At 72.8% G+C, this 17155-nt stretch carries 15 protein-coding genes, 3 tRNA genes and 1 pseudogene; 10 read left to right on the forward strand and 9 right to left on the reverse strand.

From position 1 onward, the window contains the following. The 5 genes and pseudogenes from E2B92_RS31285 to E2B92_RS31305 all read left to right on the forward strand — a co-directional run. Positions 1-831, forward strand: a pseudogene (locus E2B92_RS31285) (DNA polymerase III subunit gamma and tau); the annotation flags it as partial. Positions 832-892: 61 nt separating this feature from the next. Continuing rightward, positions 893-2143: a phosphoribosylamine--glycine ligase gene (gene purD, locus E2B92_RS31290; protein ID WP_126889514.1), complete on the forward strand. Its 1251-nt coding sequence runs from the start codon at positions 893-895 to the stop codon at positions 2141-2143. Between the two features lie 278 nt (positions 2144-2421). Then, positions 2422-4338 (forward strand): hypothetical protein, encoded by a 1917-nt coding sequence (locus E2B92_RS31295; RefSeq protein ID WP_133087781.1) that lies wholly within the window; start codon positions 2422-2424, stop codon positions 4336-4338. Positions 4339-4528: 190 nt separating this feature from the next. Beyond that, the gene (locus E2B92_RS31300) at positions 4529-5989 is read left to right on the forward strand and encodes a N,N-dimethylformamidase beta subunit family domain-containing protein (RefSeq protein WP_126889447.1); all 1461 of its coding nucleotides are present in this window, start codon (positions 4529-4531) and stop codon (positions 5987-5989) included. Positions 5990-6144: 155 nt separating this feature from the next. Next, the gene (locus E2B92_RS31305; protein ID WP_126889448.1) at positions 6145-7044 is read left to right on the forward strand and encodes a phosphoribosylaminoimidazolesuccinocarboxamide synthase; all 900 of its coding nucleotides are present in this window, start codon (positions 6145-6147) and stop codon (positions 7042-7044) included. A gap of 48 nt (positions 7045-7092) precedes the next feature. Here the strand turns inward: E2B92_RS31305 and E2B92_RS31310 are convergent. The 8 genes from E2B92_RS31310 to E2B92_RS31345 all read right to left on the reverse strand — a co-directional run bounded on the left by E2B92_RS31310 (position 7093) and on the right by E2B92_RS31345 (position 11730). Then, positions 7093-7165: transfer RNA gene (locus E2B92_RS31310), tRNA-Gly, on the reverse strand. A gap of 21 nt (positions 7166-7186) precedes the next feature. Continuing rightward, complete coding sequence (locus E2B92_RS31315) at positions 7187-7801, reverse strand: response regulator transcription factor (RefSeq protein ID WP_126889449.1); 615 nt, start codon at positions 7799-7801, stop codon at positions 7187-7189. Continuing rightward, a complete protein-coding gene (locus E2B92_RS31320) occupies positions 7798-9153 on the reverse strand; it encodes a sensor histidine kinase (protein WP_133087777.1) in 1356 nt (451 codons plus the stop codon). Before E2B92_RS31320 ends, E2B92_RS31315 begins: the two co-directional genes overlap by 4 nt. Before the next feature lie 24 nt (positions 9154-9177). Further along, entirely contained in the window at positions 9178-9936 is a 759-nt protein-coding gene (locus E2B92_RS31325) for an ABC transporter permease (protein WP_126886824.1), read from the reverse strand. A 13-nt stretch (positions 9937-9949) separates the two neighbouring features. Then, positions 9950-10870 carry an ABC transporter ATP-binding protein gene (locus E2B92_RS31330; protein WP_126886821.1) on the reverse strand — a complete coding sequence of 307 codons (921 nt, stop codon included), beginning with the start codon at positions 10868-10870 and terminating at the stop codon, positions 9950-9952. A 138-nt stretch (positions 10871-11008) separates the two neighbouring features. Further along, positions 11009-11081: transfer RNA gene (locus E2B92_RS31335), tRNA-Gly, on the reverse strand. 118 nt (positions 11082-11199) lie between these two features. Then, a tRNA-Gly gene (locus E2B92_RS31340) sits at positions 11200-11271 on the reverse strand. A gap of 114 nt (positions 11272-11385) precedes the next feature. Continuing rightward, positions 11386-11730 carry a histone-like nucleoid-structuring protein Lsr2 gene (locus tag E2B92_RS31345; RefSeq protein ID WP_185923638.1) on the reverse strand — a complete coding sequence of 115 codons (345 nt, stop codon included), beginning with the start codon at positions 11728-11730 and terminating at the stop codon, positions 11386-11388. A 340-nt stretch (positions 11731-12070) separates the two neighbouring features. Here E2B92_RS31345 and purS point away from each other — a divergent pair, with 340 nt between their 5' ends. The 5 genes from purS (at position 12071) to E2B92_RS31370 (ending at position 16696) form a co-directional block, all read left to right on the forward strand. Beyond that, positions 12071-12316 carry a phosphoribosylformylglycinamidine synthase subunit PurS gene (gene purS / locus E2B92_RS31350; protein WP_073756364.1) on the forward strand — a complete coding sequence of 82 codons (246 nt, stop codon included), beginning with the start codon at positions 12071-12073 and terminating at the stop codon, positions 12314-12316. After that, on the forward strand, positions 12313-12993 hold the full coding sequence (gene purQ / locus E2B92_RS31355; RefSeq protein ID WP_126886820.1) for a phosphoribosylformylglycinamidine synthase subunit PurQ: 681 nt from the start codon (positions 12313-12315) through the stop codon (positions 12991-12993). The genes purS and purQ overlap by 4 nt, the downstream gene beginning before the upstream one ends. After that, positions 12993-15242 (forward strand): phosphoribosylformylglycinamidine synthase subunit PurL, encoded by a 2250-nt coding sequence (gene purL, locus E2B92_RS31360; RefSeq protein WP_126886819.1) that lies wholly within the window; start codon positions 12993-12995, stop codon positions 15240-15242. Before purQ ends, purL begins: the two co-directional genes overlap by 1 nt. Before the next feature lie 104 nt (positions 15243-15346). Continuing rightward, positions 15347-15847, forward strand: a complete 501-nt coding sequence (locus E2B92_RS31365; RefSeq protein ID WP_126886818.1) for an ArsR/SmtB family transcription factor — start codon at positions 15347-15349, stop codon at positions 15845-15847. Between the two features lie 21 nt (positions 15848-15868). After that, positions 15869-16696: a M23 family metallopeptidase gene (locus E2B92_RS31370; RefSeq protein WP_126886817.1), complete on the forward strand. Its 828-nt coding sequence runs from the start codon at positions 15869-15871 to the stop codon at positions 16694-16696. On the opposite strand, the gene E2B92_RS31375 is transcribed toward E2B92_RS31370, so the two are convergent. Then, positions 16684-17088 carry a nuclear transport factor 2 family protein gene (locus tag E2B92_RS31375; protein ID WP_126886816.1) on the reverse strand — a complete coding sequence of 135 codons (405 nt, stop codon included), beginning with the start codon at positions 17086-17088 and terminating at the stop codon, positions 16684-16686. The genes E2B92_RS31370 and E2B92_RS31375 overlap by 13 nt on opposite strands. Positions 17089-17155: the final 67 nt, after the last annotated feature.

The raw sequence follows: 17155 nt of genomic DNA on the forward strand, positions 1-17155 counted from the left end.
GCACCCCCCGCCGCGTCCCGGCCCGGGGCGTGGCCCTCCGCCGCCGCGCCGGGGTCCCAGGAGGCCGCCGGCCGCCCGGGGGCGTGGCCCTCCGCGTCCGCTCGCCCCGCCGCCCCGGCGCCCCGGCCGGAGCCCACGGCACCGGCACCCGCGCCCGCTCCCGCGCCTGCCGGAGCGCCTGCCGCGGCGGCCGCCCCCGGCATGGCCCAGGGCGCCGCGCAGGTGCGGAACATGTGGCCGGACATCCTGGAGGCCGTCAAGAACCGCCGCCGCTTCACCTGGATCCTCCTGAGCCAGAACGCCCAGGTCGCCGGGTTCGACGGCACCACCCTGCAGCTCGGCTTCCTCAACGCCGGGGCCCGGGACAACTTCGCGGGCAGCGGCAGCGAGGACGTCCTGAAGCAGGCCCTCTCCGAGCAGTTCAACGTCCAGTGGAAGATCGAGGCGATCGTCGACCCGTCGGGCGGCTCCGCACCCCCGCCGCAGCCCGGCACGGGCGGCGGCCTGCCGGGAGGCGGCCCGGGCGGAGGCGGTGGCTTCGGCGGCGGCCGCCCGCCGCAGGCGCCCGCGCCCGCCCCGCAGGCCGCCCCCCGCCCCGTACAGCAGACGCCGCCGGCGTCCGCGTCCCGGCCCGCGCCGGCGCCCGCGCCGGCGTCCGGCCCGTCCGCGCCCGAGCCTCCGCGGCCCCCGGCCGCCCGGCAGCCGGTCCGGCCCGAGGACGACATGCCCGAGGACGACGACCCCGACCTCGTCGACTCGGCCCTCTCCGGCCACGAGCTGATCGTGCGCGAGCTCGGGGCGACCGTGGTGGAGGAATATACGAACGAGTAGCGGGGGCGTCCTCGGTGGCCCGCACAAAGATCGCCCCGCTCAGCGGGCTACCCTGGCTGGCGTGAAGGTCCTCGTCATCGGCGGCGGCGCCCGCGAACACGCCCTGTGCCGCTCTCTCTCCCTCGATCCCGACGTCACCGCTCTGCACTGCGCGCCCGGCAACGCCGGAATCGCGGAGGTCGCCGAGCTCCACCAGGTCGACGCCCTCGACGGCGCGGCCGTGGCCCGCCTGGCCACCGGCCTGGAGGCCGGCCTGGTCGTCGTCGGCCCGGAGGCACCGCTGGTCGCCGGGGTCGCCGACGCCGTACGGGCGGCCGGCATCCCCTGCTTCGGCCCCTCCGCGGAGGCCGCCCGGCTGGAGGGCTCCAAGGCGTTCGCCAAGGACGTGATGGCCGCCGCCGGTGTCCCCACCGCCCGCTCGTACGTCTGCACGACCCATGACGAGATCGACGAGGCGCTCGACGCCTTCGGCGCCCCGTACGTGGTCAAGGACGACGGCCTCGCGGCCGGCAAGGGCGTCGTCGTCACGAGTGACGTCGAGGAGGCCCGCGCCCACGCCCGCTCCTGCGAGCGCGTGGTCATCGAGGAGTACCTGGACGGCCCCGAGGTCTCCCTCTTCGCGATCACCGACGGCACCACCGTGCTGCCGCTCACCCCCGCCCAGGACTTCAAGCGCGCCCTCGACGGCGACGAGGGCCCCAACACCGGCGGCATGGGCGCGTACTCGCCGCTCCCGTGGGCCGACCCCAAGCTGGTCGACGAGGTCATGGCGTCCGTCCTCCAGCCGACCGTGGACGAGCTGCGCCGCCGCGGCACGCCCTTCCAGGGACTGCTGTACGCGGGCCTCGCCATCACCTCGCGGGGTGTGAGGGTCATCGAGTTCAACGCCCGCTTCGGCGACCCGGAGACCCAGGTGGTCCTCGCCCGCCTCCGGACGCCGCTCGCCCGGGTCCTGCTGCACGCCGCGAACGGCACCCTCGACAGCGAGCCGCCGCTGACCTGGCGCGACGACGCCGCCGTCACCGTGGTGGTCGCCTCCCACAACTACCCCGGCACGCCGCGCACCGGTGACCCGATCGAGGGCCTGGACGAGGTCGCGGAGAAGGACGCGCCCCACGCGTACGTCCTGCACGCGGGGACGAGCCGGGAGGGCGGTGCCGTCGTCAGCGCGGGCGGCCGCGTCCTGTCCGTCACCGCGACCGGCAAGGACCTCGCCGAGGCCCGGGAGCGGGCGTACGCGGCGGTCGGACGTATCCGGCTTGACGGCTCGCAGCACCGTACGGACATCGCACGGAAGGCCGCCGGGGCCTGATTTCCGGGCGAGCGCGGGAGTGAACCGCGAGGTTCGCCGAACCGTCTTCACCTTTACCCAAAGCCATTCCATCGAGTGACGGCTGACCCGTACGGATGACGCCTGCCGGTGCCCCAACTAGGGTGCCGCGCAAGCGTTCCGGCACTTGGCCCACCGGCATTGCGATGTCAGTGGCGGGTGCCACAGTGGGGGAGTGACCAACACCGCCGCGAGGCAGTCCGCCGCAGGGCAGAAGGGGGTGAGGTACGGCCGTGTCCGATTCCGGTGCTCGTTCCGAGATGGGTGAGGAGCTGGGCGCGCGGGCCGCGCACGCCCGGGCCCTGGCCGTGCTGCGGGTCCGCGGCAGGGCGCTGGCCGTGGCGCTGCTGCCCGCCGCCCTCGCCGTCGTGCTGCTGACCGGTGGTGCCACGGGGCATCTGACCGGCGCCGGCTGGGACGCCGCGCGCTGGGTGGTGTCGGTGCTCGCGGTGGTCGTGCTGCTGGCGGCGGCCGCGGTGGCCGCCGTGATCGCCCGGGCCCGGCCCGCGCTCACCCCGACGGTGGAGATCCCCCGGGAGTCGGCCCCCGACCTGTACCGGATGGTGCAGGACCTGGCGGGGCGGCTGGACGTGCCGGCGCCTTCCGGGATAGCGCTGACCCCGGACTGCGACAGTTGGCTGGAGGACCGTTCGCACCCGGCGCACGGCATACCGGCCGTGCCGGGCGTGCACCGTTCCGACACCCCGCCCGTGCTGGTCATAGGGTCACCCTTCCTGTGGTGGATGCGGGTCGCCGAGCTGCGCGCGGTGCTGGCGCCGGTCGTCGCCGGTACGGGGCCGTCCGCGCACCCCGACATAGCGGCGGCCCGCCGTTTCGTCCGGGGCCTGGACGCGGCGGTCGCGGCGGCGGACCGGCCGGGCCTCGACCCGGTACGGCGCCTGGGAGCGCGCCTGGTCGGCGCGGTGGTGCGGATGCTGCTGCGCGGCTGCCGGGTGCACGCCGCCGAGATGGAGCGCGGTGTGGCGGCGGCCGCGTCGGAGCGTGCCCAGGCCGTGGACTACGGGCTGCGGATCGTGGCGCAGGAGCAGGTCGGGCTGGCGTACGCGGGCTGGGACCGGCTGCTGACCCGGGTCGCCCTGCCCGCCTGGCGCATGGGCCGCTGGCCGTCCCAACTGGACGCGGGCGTCGTCTCGGCGCTGACCGAGCTGTCGCGGCGCGACCGGCTGGCGGAGGGGTTCACCTCCCGGCTGGGCGAGCGGCCGGCGTGCGACCTGCTGGAGGAGCCGGGGCTGGTCGACGAGGCCACCTCGCTGCTCGCCGCCCGCCTCTTCCACGGCGGACCGGCCGAGGCGGGCCCCGACTGGGCCCCGGTGGACTGGCAGCAGTACCCGGACGAGGTCGTCGACCGCAAGTGGCGTACGGAGGCGGCCCGCCTCCACCGGGTGCTGGACCGCCTCGGGGTCGACCCGGACGCGGAGGCGACGCTGGCGCGCGTGGTGGACCACCTGGCCACCGCCCGGACCGGTGAGACGCTCGCCGCCGCCATCACCGCCGAAGTCTCGCGGGAGGCCACCACCGCCCCGCCGCCGCCCGGCCAGGACACCACCGCTGCCACGGCACCCCCCGACCCCGGCGCGGTCGCCGCCGTCATGCCCGCCGAGCCCGGCCCGCCCGCCGCCACCCACTCCGGCCCGCCCACCACGGCCTCCCCCGCCGACGCAGGCCCGGACACCCCCGCCGGTGGCGACGCGGCTCCCGAACCGCCCACCACCGCCCCCGTGCCCCCCGCGCAGGGCGAGACCCTGGCGCCCCCGCCCGGCCCCGAAGCCCCGGAGCCCCCGGCGGGCGCCCCCGCTCCCGCGCCCCCCGAGGCCCCCGTACCGCCCGCCGCTCCTCTCGTCCCCGACCCGGAGCTCGCCGCCTGGGGCCCCGGGGGCGACGTGCTGCCGCTGTTCCCGTTGCAGCCGCCGCGCAGCGGGCGGGAGCTGCTGGCCGACCACGTGACGGCCATGGTGTGCTGCGCCGCCGTCGACACCGCCGGCGCCGCACCGGGGCTGGACTGGCTCGACGGGCCGACCCTGCTCGTGGGCGGCAAGCGCCACCCGGACCTCGGCGCCCGTGTCCTGAGCCTGATAGAGGACGCCGACCCCGAGCCGCTCCGCTCCTGGCTGGCCACCGTCGGCGTACGTCCCGAGAAGCCCGTCCGGCTCGTCTGACCAGGGCGGGACCCTCGCAAAGGCAGACCCAGGGACCGACACGGGACCGACGGACGACCGGCGCACGGAGAGCGGAATACAGCGTTCCGTTCTCGTCAATTAACGACGAACGGTGACGGACTGGGTGCGTTATGTGATGTGCTGGAGACCGGCACTGACAGTCGCGGGGGAGTCGAGGGAGGGGCGCACCATGGGGGCGGAACAGATCCGGCGGTGGGAATCAGGGGCCCTCGCCCACGCCGTCACGGACCCGTTCGGCCAGGGGCCGCTGCCATGGCTGCGCGGCAGCGAGCAGTACATCGGCGACACCGGTCAGGTCGTCCCCTGGTACGCCGATCCGGCCCTCGCCCGAGGCGGCCACGGCGGGCCGCGCTCCGCCGACGACGTACGCCGCCAGATCAAGGGCTTCGCCTCGGCCGGCGCGGTCGCACCCGGCGAGGCGATCGACTTCCACATCACCGTGGACCCGCCGCAGCAGTTCTCGGTCGACATCTATCGGATCGGGCACTACGCGGGGGACGGCGCCGCCAAGATCACCACCAGCCCCCGGCTCTCCGGCATCGTCCAGCCGCCCCCGCTCACCGCCGACCGCACGGTCTCGTGCCACCACTGGTGGCTGTCCTGGCGGCTCCAGGTGCCGTCCTACTGGACGATCGGCGCGTACGTGGCCGTCCTCACCACCCTCGACGGCCACCGCTCCCACATCCCCTTCACCGTCCGCGACAGCCACCCGGCCGACCTGCTCCTGCTGCTCCCGGACATCACCTGGCAGGCGTACAACCTCTATCCGGAGGACGGCCGCACCGGCGCCAGCCTTTACCACGCGTGGGACGAGGACGGCCGGCTGCTCGGCGAGGAGGACGCCGCCACCACCGTCTCCTTCGACCGCCCCTACGCGGGCGCCGGACTGCCGCTCCACGTCGGCCACGCCTACGACTTCATCCGCTGGGCCGAGCGGTACGGCTACGACCTCGCCTACGCCGACGCCCGGGACCTGCACGCGGGCCGCGTGGACCCGACGCGGTACCGGGGCCTGGTCTTCCCCGGCCACGACGAGTACTGGTCGGTGCCGATGCGCCGCACGGTCGAGCAGGCCCGTGACCAGGGCACCTCACTGGTGTTCCTCTCCGCCAACACCATGTACTGGCAGGTCGAGCTGTCGCCCTCGCCCTCCGGCGTCCCCGACCGGCTCCTCACCTGCCGAAAACGCCGGGGTCCGGGCAAGCCGGCCCTGTGGCGCGAGATCGACCGGCCCGAGCAGCAGCTCCTGGGCATCCAGTACGCGGGCCGGGTCCCGGAGCCGCACCCGATGGTCGTCCGCAACGCCGAGCACTGGCTCTGGGACGCCACCGGTGCCGGTGAGGGCGACGAACTGCCCGGTCTGGTCGCCGGCGAGGCCGACCGGTACTTCCCGCGCACCGCCCTCCCCGAGCACCGGCGCCGCATCCTGCTCGCCCACTCCCCCTACCGGGACGGCGAGAACACCGTGCGCCACCAGGAGACCTCCCTGTACCGCGCTCCCTCCGGGGCCCTGGTGTTCGCGTCCGGCACGTTCGCGTGGTCCCCCGCCCTGGACCGGCCGGGTCATGTCGACCTCCGTATCCAGCGCGCCACGGCCAACCTCCTGGACCGCATCTGCAAACGGGACTAGAACGCCCCTGACGGGCACATCCCGTCCAGAGCCATTCCGAAGATCCTTCCTGAAGACCCCGCACGATCCGCACGATCCGCGAGACCCCTGGCCAAAGCCCGGTTCCCGCATGCGGGAGAATCGAAGCCGATTGGACAGAACCACGGGGAGGAACCGTGTCCGGATTCGTCGAAAAGCCCGAGCCGCTTCAGGTGCCGGGCCTGGTGCATCTGCACACCGGCAAGGTGCGCGACCTGTACCAGAACGAGGCGGGCGACCTCGTCATGGTCGCCAGTGACCGCATCTCCGCCTACGACTGGGTGCTGCCCACCGAGATCCCGGACAAGGGCCGTGTCCTCACACAGCTCTCGCTCTGGTGGTTCGACCGGCTCGCCGACCTCATCCCCAACCACGTCATCTCCACCGAGCTGCCCGCCGGCGCGCCCGCCGACTGGGCGGGCCGCACCCTGATCTGCCGGTCGCTGCGCATGGTCCCGGTCGAGTGCGTCGCGCGCGGCTACCTCACCGGCTCCGGCCTCGCCGAGTACAACGAGTCCCGTACGGTCTGCGGCCTCGCCCTCCCCGAAGGCCTCACCGACGGCTCCGAGCTCCCCGCGCCGATCTTCACCCCGGCCACCAAGGCGGCCGTCGGCGACCACGACGAGAACGTGTCGTACGAGGAGGTCGCCCGCCAGGTCGGCGCGGAGACCGCCGCCCAGCTCCGCCAGTCGACGCTCGCGATCTACTCCCGCGCCCGTGACATCGCGCGGGACCGGGGGATCATCCTCGCGGACACCAAGTTCGAGTTCGGCCACGACGACCAGGGCCTGGTCCTCGCCGACGAGGTGCTGACCCCGGACTCCTCGCGGTTCTGGCCGGCCGCCTCCTGGGAGCCGGGCCGGGCCCAGCCGTCGTACGACAAGCAGTTCGTGCGCGACTGGCTGACCTCGCCGGCCTCGGGCTGGGACCGCAAGAGCGAGCAGCCCCCGCCGCCCCTCCCGCAGCAGGTCGTGGAGGCGACCCGGGGGAAGTACCTGGAGGCGTACGAGCTGCTGACCGGCAAGACCTGGCAGTAGGCGCACGAAGAAGCCCCCCGGCCGACCGGCCGGGGGGCTTCCATTCTGAGCGGACGACGAGGCTCGAACTCGCGACCTCAACCTTGGCAAGGTTGCGCTCTACCAACTGAGCTACGTCCGCATGCGCCGTAGCGCGAGACCACTATACCCAACCTCGCTCCCGCGCGAGACGTGCCGCCGCATGACGGTTCTCGGCACCCAGCTTGGAGGCGGCCGACGACAGGTAGTTGCGCACCGTCCCGGGGGAGAGGGACGCCCGCTCGGCGATCTCCGCGATCGGCGCCCCGTCCATCGCCAGCTCCAGCACCTCCGCCTCCCGGGCGGTCAGCGGGGAGTCCCCCGCGGAGATGGCGTCGGCGGCCAACTCCGGGTCAACGTAACGGTTTCCGGCGTGCACGGCCCGGATGATCTCGGCGAGCCGCTGGGCGCTGACCGTCTTCGGCACGAAGCCCCGCACGCCCGCCGCGAGTGCCCGCTTCAGGTGCCCGGGCCGGCCGTGGCCGGTCACGATCATGGTGCGGCACCCGGGCACCTGGGCGCGCAGTGATGTGGCGACCTTCACACCGTCGGCGCCCGGCATCTGGAGGTCCAGCACCGCGACGTCCGGCCGGTGCGCCAGCGCCATGGCGAGCGCCTCGGGCCCGGACGCGGCCTCGGCGACGACCACGAGGTCGTCCTCCAGACCCAGCAGGGCGGCCAGCGCACCCCGTATCAGGTGCTCGTCGTCGGCCAGCAGGACGCGTACGGGGTCGGTCACCGGGTCTCCTCCGGCACTCGCGCCTCTTCCACCACACCCGCTTCCTCGGGCACCCGTGGCCCGACCGCCGGCCGCGTGCCTCCTGGCGCCCCGACCTCCTCCTGCACCCGCGCCCCGACCGGCACCCGGGCCGTCACCCGGAACCGCCCGCCGCTCACCCGGCCGGCCTCCAGCGTCCCGTCGAGCGCCGCCAGCCGCTCCCGCAGCCCGGCCAGCCCCGAGCCCCCGCCCGGCCCGTCCGCCGACCCGGCCCCGGCTCCCGCGCCCGACCCCGGGCCGCCGTCCACGCCGTCGTTCTCGACCACCAGCACCGCGTACCCCTCCTCCGCACCGGCCGTCACCGTCACCGAGACCGAGCACCGCCGCGCGTCCCCGTGCCGCAGGACGTTCGTCGTCCCCTCCCGCACCACCCAGGCGAGCGCCGACTGGACCCGTGGCGGCAGCGGTACGTCCGCCGACTCCACCGTGCAGGCGATGCCGGCCGCCGCCAGCACGCTCCGCGCGCCCTCCAGCTCGGTGTGCAGGTCGGCCTCCCGGTAACCGCGCACCACCTCCCGCACCTCCCGCTGCGACTCCCGCGCGATCCGCTGCACCTCGGCCATCTGGTCCACCGCCGCCTCCGCCCGGCCGCGCCGGGCGAGCTGCACGGCCAGCTCGCTCTTGAGGGCGATGACGGACAGGTTGCGGCCCATCACGTCGTGCAGGTCCCGCCCGAACCGCAGCCGCTCCTCCGCGACCGCGAGCCGCGCCTGGAGCTCACGCGCCGCGTCCAGCTCCCACACCGCCCGCAGCAGCCACCCCGAGAACCCGCTGGTGAACGCCAGCATGACCCCCATGGTCACCTGTCCGACCGTGAACCCGAGGACCTCCTGCCGGGTCATCCCCAGCGCCAGGCAGAAGAGCGCCACGCCCGCCCCCGTGGCCAGCACCAGGTACAGCATGTGCCGGACCTTCACCATGCACAGCACCACCGAGCAGATGCCGAAGCCGAGCGCCCCGACCACCACGGCCCCCGCCGTCCCCGTGTCCTCCAGCGCACCGAACCGGCGCATCAGCAGCCCCCCGGCCGCCACCCCCACCGACAGCGCGCCGTGCGCCGCGATGAGCCGGTACGGACGCTCCCGCCGGCCCGCGTTCCAGTCCAGTGCCCGGGAGGACACCACCCCGCCCAGCACGGCGTGCGCGCACGACAGCAGCATCAGCCAGCCGCCGAGCGGCTGCGGAGCCCCGGACAGGGCCCGCAGCCCGATGGCGCCGATCTCGATCAGCACGAACGCGTGGAACGACCAGCGGGTGTAGAGCTCGACCTTCTCCGGGTTGCTCCGCCGGCTCCACCACCCGGTCAGCCTCATCCCCGTGCCCCCCGCCCCCGTACGTCAGCGCCGTGGTTCCCAGCGGAACCACCGCTGCACAGCAAACACCGAGATCAGCGTCCAGGCCAGCGCGGTCAGCGCCGCTCCCGCCAGTTCCCCCGCGTCCCCGGCGCCACCCAGCCAGCCGGTCCGTACGAGCGTCATCACGCCCGACAGCGGCAGCAGTTCGCACACCGAGGCGACCTTCTGCGGGAGGACCTCCAGCGGGACGAAGAGCCCGGAGCCCATCGCCGAGACGAGGAACAGCGGCATGGTGGTGATCTGCGCGCTCTCCACGGTACGGGTCACCGCCGCCGTCGCCCCGGCGAGCGCGATCAGCATCACCACGCCCAACACGATGCCCGCGACGAGGAGTTCGGGCCGCTGAGGCGTCCGTACGCCGAGGAACACCACGCCCGCCAGCACGATCAGCGCGCTCTGCGCCACCGCCAGCACCACGGCGGGCAGCGCGGTCCCGGCGAGGATCTCCCGGTCGGAGGCCTCGCCGGTGCGCAGCCGCTTGAGCACCAGCTCCTCGCGCCGCGCCACGTACGCCGAGACGAGGTTGAGGTACACGACGAGGATCAGCATCATCACCACGCCGCCGCTCAGCGCCGCTTCGAGGGCGCTCATCCCGGCCCGGTCGAGGTCGACCCGGTCGAGCGAGGAGCGCAGCACCCCGACCATCAGCACGGGCATCAGCAGCGCGGTGAAGAGCGCGTACCGGTTGCGTACGAGGAGGGTCAGTTCGGCCCGGCCCAGGGCGCCCATCCGCGCCGTCATCGTGGTCGCCACGTCACACTCCCACCGTTTCGTTCCGTACGTCGTCGCGTGCGATGTCGAGGAACGCCTCCTCGAGGGAGGCGGACCGGGCGTCGAGCCCTTCGAGCCGTACGCCGCCCTCCCGGGCCCACAGCAGCAGTTCGCCGAGCGCGTCCTGGAGCGCGTGGGTACGGATCTCGACCGCGCGCCCCGTCGCGGCGGCCCGCAGCGACAGCGGCAGCCGCCCGGCCGGCACGCCGACCGGCAGGACGAAGCGGATGCGGGCGGGGCGCGAGGCCGTCACCTCGGTGGGCGTGCCGGCCGTCACGATCCGCCCCCGGTGCATGATCGCCAGTCGGTCGGCGAGCGCCTCGGCCTCCTCCAGGTAGTGCGTGGTGAGCAGCACGGTCGTACCGCCGTCGCGCAGCTCCCGCACCAACTGCCAGGTGTCGCGGCGCCCTTCGGCATCCAGCCCGGTCGACGGCTCGTCCAGGAAGAGCACCTCGGGGCGGCCGAGCAGGGCCAGCGCCAGGTCGAGCCGCCGTTTCTCGCCGCCGGACAACTGCTTGACGCGGACGCGGGACCGGGCGCTGAGCCCGACCATCTCCAGCGCCTCGCCGGCCGGCCGCGCCCCCGTGGTGCAGCCGGCCCACATCCGTACGGTCTCGGCGACGGTGAGGTCGGAGGGGAAGCCGCCCTCCTGGAGCATCACGCCGATCCGGGGCCGGACGGCGGAGCGTTCGGCGTACGGGTCGTGGCCGAGGACCCGCACGGTTCCGCCGCTGGGGCGGGCGAGGCCCTCCAGCAGTTCCACGGTGGAGGTCTTCCCGGCGCCGTTGGTGCCGAGCAGGGCGAAGATCTCGCCGGGTGCCACGGAGAAGGTGATTCCGGTCACGGCCTCGAACCCTCCGGCGTAGCTGCGCCGGACGTCCTCCGCCTCGATCACGTTGGTCATGCCTTCAGGCTTCCGCCGCCGGCGGCGCGGGGGCAGGCCGCGCTGTCACCGGTTGTCGATGACAAATGTCATCGGGCGGCGGACCCGTGGCGGAACGCCGAAGGCCCCGGTCGTGATGACCGGGGCCTTCGTACTCTGAGCGGACGACGAGATTCGAACTCGCGACCCTCACCTTGGCAAGGTGATGCTCTACCAACTGAGCCACGTCCGCATTGCTCCCGACCGGCTCTCACCGGGCGGTGCGAACACCACTGTACCTGATCCTTCCCCTAGCTCTCGACTCCGTCTCGAGCTGGGGGAGATCCCAAAGCGGTCGGTACGTGATGCAGAGCGGGTGACAGGAATCGCACACTGCGCCTTCCCCCTGGAAGGGGGATGTTCTACTACTGAACTACACCCGCACGCTGCGTGAGGTCCGGGGCCTTTCGGCCTCGCCCCTCGGCGTGATCCAGACTCTAGCGGATCACCAGGGGTGTCGCGCAACTCGGTGCCCGCGGAGGGGGCCGGGGCGGGTGTCAGCTCGCCTCGCGGAACGCCTCGTAGACCCGCTTCGGGATGCGGCCCCGGGCCGGGACGTCCATCTTGTTCGACTGCGCCCAGGCGCGGACCGCCGCCGGGTCGGGCTCGAGCGAGGTGTGCTTGTACGCGGCCCGTGACCTGCTCCCGCCGCCGCCGGTGGCGGCACCCGTCTGCCTGCGGCCGGCGGCCATGTACGGGGCGAGCGCCTTGCGCAGTTTCTTTGCATTGGCAGGATTGAGGTCGATCTCGTACGTCTTACCGTCGAGGCCGAAGGTGACCGTTTCCGCCGCTTCTCCTCCGTCGATGTCGTCGAAGAGCGTGACCACTACGCGCTGCGCCACGGATATCGGTCCTTTCGCGCGGTGTGCCGCCCTGACCTGCTTGACATGCCTGACGTGACATGTCTGACATGCGGCTATACCGGATACGGCTGATGACGGGCAATGCTGCTTTCCGCTGTATTCCTTTGTACAGCGGATCACGTGGCATTGTGAAGCCCAGTCAATTGCATCAGCGTGTCCGGCGGCCATGACCGGGAGCATTCTTTTCCGGGATTTTTGCCGCTGGTTCTCGGCGTGTTCTTGCGTCCTTTTGTAGGGTCCTCCATATGTCTACTCGCGTAGATTTTGGAGACAGGTACGCTGAGGGAACCGCCCACGCAACACACCACCGGGAGTGCCAGTGGCACGCGTCGTAGTCGACGTCATGCTCAAGCCGGAGATCCTCGACCCGCAGGGACAGGCGGTGCAGCGCGCACTGCCCCGCCTCGGTTTCGAGGGGATCGCCGACGTCCGTCAGGGAAAGCGTTTCGAGCTCGATGTGGAGGGGCCGGTCGATGACGCCGCCCTGGCCCGCATCCACGAGATGGCCGAGACGTTCCTCGCCAACACCGTCATCGAGGACTTCGTCGTGAAGGTGGAGTCGTGACCGCTCGGATCGGGGTCGTCACCTTCCCCGGGACGCTCGACGACCGGGACGCGCTGCGCGCGGTCCGGCTCGCGGGCGCGGAGCCGGTCTCGCTCTGGCACCGCGACAAGGACCTCAAGCAGGTCGACGCGGTCGTCCTGCCGGGCGGGTTCTCCTACGGCGACTACCTGCGCGCCGGGGCCATCTCCCGGTTCTCGCCGGTGATGGGCACCATCATCGAGCAGGCCAGGGCGGGCATGCCGGTCCTGGGCATCTGCAACGGCTTCCAGGTGCTGACCGAGTCGCACCTGCTGCCCGGCGCGATGCTCCGCAACAACCACCTGCACTTCATCTGCCGCGACCAGAAGCTGCGGGTGGAGAACGCGGAGACCTCCTGGACGTCCGACTACACGGCGGGCCAGGAGATCCACATCCCGCTCAAGAACATCGACGGCCGGTACGTGGCCGACGAGCGCACGCTCGACGAGCTGGAGGCCGAGGGCCGGGTCGTCTTCCGGTACCGCGACTTCAACCCCAACGGTTCGCTGCGGGACATCGCCGGCATCACCAACGCCGCCGGCAACGTCGTCGGCCTGATGCCGCACCCGGAGCACGCCGTGGAGCCGCTGGTCGGCACGGGCCGGACCGACGGGCTCGGTTTCTTCACCTCGATCCTCAAGAAGCTGGTCAACGTCTGATGAGCCTCGACACCGTCAAGCACGCCACCGAGACCCCCGACGTCGAGCAGCCGTGGGCCGAGCTCGGCCTGAAGAAGGACGAGTACGAGCGCATCCGGGAGATCCTCGGCCGGCGCCCGACCGGTGCCGAGCTGGCCATGTACTCGGTCATGTGGTCGGAGCACTGCTCGTACAAGAGCAGCAAGGTCCACCTGAAGCAGTTCGGTGAGAAGGCCCCCGAGAACGACGCGATGCTGGTCGGCATCGGCGAGAACGCGGGCGTCGTCGACGTCGGCCAGGGGTACGCGGTGACCTTCAAGGTCGAGTCGCACAACCACCCCTCGTACATCGAGCCCTACCAGGGCGCGGCGACCGGTGTGGGCGGCATCGTCCGCGACATCCTGGCCATGGGCGCCCGCCCGGTGGCGGTCGTCGACCCGCTGCGGTTCGGCGCGGCCGACCACCCCGACACCAAGCGCGTCCTGCCGGGCGTGGTCGCGGGCATCGGCGGCTACGGCAACTGCCTGGGCCTGCCGAACATCGGCGGCGAGGTCGTCTTCGACTCCTGCTACCAGGGCAACCCGCTGGTCAACGCCGGCTGCATCGGTGTGATGAAGCACGAGGACATCCACCTCGCCAAGGCGTCGGGCCCCGGCAACAAGGTCATCCTGTACGGCGCCCGCACGGGCGGCGACGGCATCGGCGGCGTCTCGGTCCTCGCGTCCGAGACGTTCGACGACACCAAGCCCACCAAGCGGCCCGCCGTCCAGGTCGGTGACCCGTTCCAGGAGAAGCTCCTGATCGAGTGCACCCTTGAGATCTTCAAGGAGAAGCTCGTCGCGGGCATCCAGGACCTCGGTGGCGCGGGTCTGTCCTGCGCGACCAGCGAGCTCGCCTCCGCCGGTACCGGCGGCATGCGGGTGGAGCTGGACACCGTGCCGCTGCGTGACGCGTCGCTCTCGCCGGAGGAGATCCTCATGAGCGAGTCGCAGGAGCGCATGTGCGCGATCGTCGAGCCCCAGCACGTCGACCGCTTCATGGAGATCTGCGAGAAGTGGGACGTCATCGCCACCGTCATCGGTGAGGTGACCGACGGCGACCGGCTGGAGATCTTCTGGCACGGCGAGCAGATCGTCGACGTGCCGCCGGGCACGGTCGCCCACGAGGGCCCGACCTACCACCGGCCGTACGAGCGCCCCGCGTGGCAGGACGCCCTCCAGGCCGACGACGCGAACAAGCTGCCCCGGCCGCAGGGCTCCGAGGAACTGCGCGAGCAGGTCCTCAAGCTGGTCGCGCACCCGAACCAGGCGTCCAAGGCGTGGATCACGGACCAGTACGACCGGTACGTGCAGGGCAACACCGTCCTGGCCCAGCCCGAGGACTCGGGCATGATCCGGATCGACGAGGAGACCAACCTCGGCGTGGCGATCGCGACGGACGGCAACGGCCGGTACGCGAAGCTCGACCCGTACACGGGCGCGCAGCTCGCGCTGGCGGAGTCGTACCGCAACGTGGCCGCTTCCGGCGCCAAGCCGCTGGCCATCTCCGACTGCCTGAACTTCGGTTCGCCCGAGGACCCGGCGGTGATGTGGCAGTTCGCCGAGGCCACGCGCGGTCTGGCGGACGGCTGCCAGAAGCTGGGGACCCCGGTCACCGGCGGCAACGTCTCGCTGTACAACCAGACGGGCGAGGTGGCGATCCACCCGACGCCGGTGGTGGCCGTGCTGGGCGTGATCGACGACGTGAACCGCCGTACGCCCATCGCCTTCGCGGAGGAGGGCCAGCTCCTGTACCTGCTGGGCGACACGCACGAGGAGTTCGGCGGCTCGGCGTGGTCCGAGGTCGTGCACAACCACCTGGGCGGTCTGCCGCCGCGGGTGGACCTGGACCGGGAGAAGCTGCTCGGCGAGATCCTGATCGCCGCGTCCCGTGACGGGATGATCGACGCGGCCCACGACCTGTCGGACGGCGGCCTCGTCCAGGCGGTCGTCGAGTCCTGCCTGCGCGGCGGGAAGGGTGCGCGCCTGGTCGTCCCGGACGGTCTGGACGCCTTCACGTTCCTGTTCAGCGAGTCGGCCGGCCGTGCGGTCGTGTCCGTCCCGCGCAGCGAGGAGCTCCGCTTCACCGACATGTGCGGCGCGCGGGGCCTGCCCGCGACCCGGATCGGTGTCGTGGACGGCGACGAGATCGACGTACAGGGCGAGTTCAGCATCGCGCTGAGCGAGCTGCGCACCGCGCACGAGGGGACCATCCCGGGTCTGCTCGCCTGACGCATCCAGCATCGGGGAGAGCCCCTGTCCGGACGTCCTGTCCGGACAGGGGCTTTTCCGTGGGCCGGTTGCACGTGATTACGTAATTACGTATTCTCTGGGTCATGGAGCTGGAAGAGCGCGTCGCCGAACTGGAGCGGCGCATGGCGGCGCTGGAGCGCGGTGACGGGGCCGTGCCGCCGCCGGCCGAGGGCGACTTCTGGGCCCTGGAGGGGCTCAAGTCCCGGCTCGCCGGGGCGGGCGCGGCGGACGGCGGTGTGCTGTTCACCGGCGCCGTACGGCTGCCGACGGGGGAGCGGTACGAGTGGCAGTACGGGGTCCTCGCCGACGAGCAGCTCGACGGCGACTGGACCGAGGCGGCCGAGTCGTTCGCGGCGCTCGGCCACCCGGTCCGGCTCCGGCTCCTGCGCGAGATCCTCGGCGGCCGGCGCACGGCCGCCGAGCTGGCCGAGCTGGAGGAGATCGGCACGACCGGCCAGATCTACCACCACGTGCGCCAACTGACCGGCGCCGGCTGGCTCCACACCGCCGGCCGCGGCCGCTACGAGGTGCCACCCGGCCGGGTGGTGCCGCTGCTCGTGGCCCTGGCCACGGCCCGACCATGACCACCTCACGGGGGAAACACCATGTCCGTACGCACCATCGCGGGGCTGCTCGTCCGCGTCCTGTGGGCGCTCTTCATCGCCCAGGTCCTCGCCTCGTTCCTCGTCGACCTGCCCTACGACTACTGGGTGGGCTGGCTGCCGCTGGTGGCCGCCGTCGCCCTCCGGATCGTGCTGAACCGCACCGAGCAGCGCCCCGCCGCCCCCGCCGCACGGGATGCGGTCGAGGTCGAGCCGCCGGTCGTGGGCGCCTGGTCGGCCCTGAACAGCCCGGCGGACAAGGTGCCGAGCCACGGCACGCACGCCCTGGGCCAGACGTACGCCATCGACATCGTGGCCGAGTCGGAGACCCGCCCCCGGCCGGCCTTCGCCGCGCTGTGGCCGGTCGCCCGGCGCAACAGGGCCTTCCCCGCCTTCGGCGCCCCGCTCCTCGCGGCCGGTGACGCCACGGTGGTGCACGCGGACGACCGGCTGCGCGACCACCTCAGCCGCAACTCACTGCCCGCGCTCCCGTACTTCCTGCTCGTGGAGGGCGTCTTCCGGTCGCTGGGCGGACCGCGCCACATCATCGGCAACCACGTCGTGCTCGACCTCGGCGACGGTGTGTACGCGATGTACGCCCACCTCCAGCGGGGTTCGCTGCGGGTGCGCGCCGGTGACCGGGTCACCGCCGGGCAGCCGATCGCCCGGTGCGGCAACTCGGGCAACTCCACCGAGCCGCACCTGCACTTCCAGCTCATGGACGGCCCCGACCCGCGTACCGCCCGTGGCATCCCGTTCACCTGGCGTGGCGTGGGCGTACCGGCGGGCGGCGAGACGTTCACGGTGGGGGCCGGCGCCTACTCGGCCTGATCCCAGAAGGCGTCCGCCTCGTCGATGTCCTCGACGCACTCGTCGATGTCGGTGGCCTTGTCCCCGACGATCGTGAAGAAGAGACCGCCCTTCATCTCGATGCCCCGGTCACCACGGTCGGCGTGCCACGTGTGCACGGCCATGACGTGGCCCCGGCCGTCCGGGTAGACGCCCTGCAGCTCCACGCGGAAGGTGCCGTGGGTCAGTTCCATGAGCCGGCCGTAGTGGGCCAGGACGTTGTCGCGGCCCTTGAAGTGCCCGGACATCTGGCTCTCGCCGGGCGAGTGGTGCGTGCAGTCGCCCGTCAGCAGGCCGGCCAGCGTGTCCATGTCCCCAGCGACGAAGGCCTCGTAGCCTCGGCGTGCCAGCGCGGCGTGAGGGTGTTCAGCCATGATCCTTCCACCCCTCTCGTAGCCCCTTTCCAGTCTCTTCCGTGCCCCTTCCGCCCGCCACACGGGA

The organism is Streptomyces sp. WAC05374, assembly GCF_004353505.1.
Classification (GTDB): domain Bacteria; phylum Actinomycetota; class Actinomycetes; order Streptomycetales; family Streptomycetaceae; genus Streptomyces.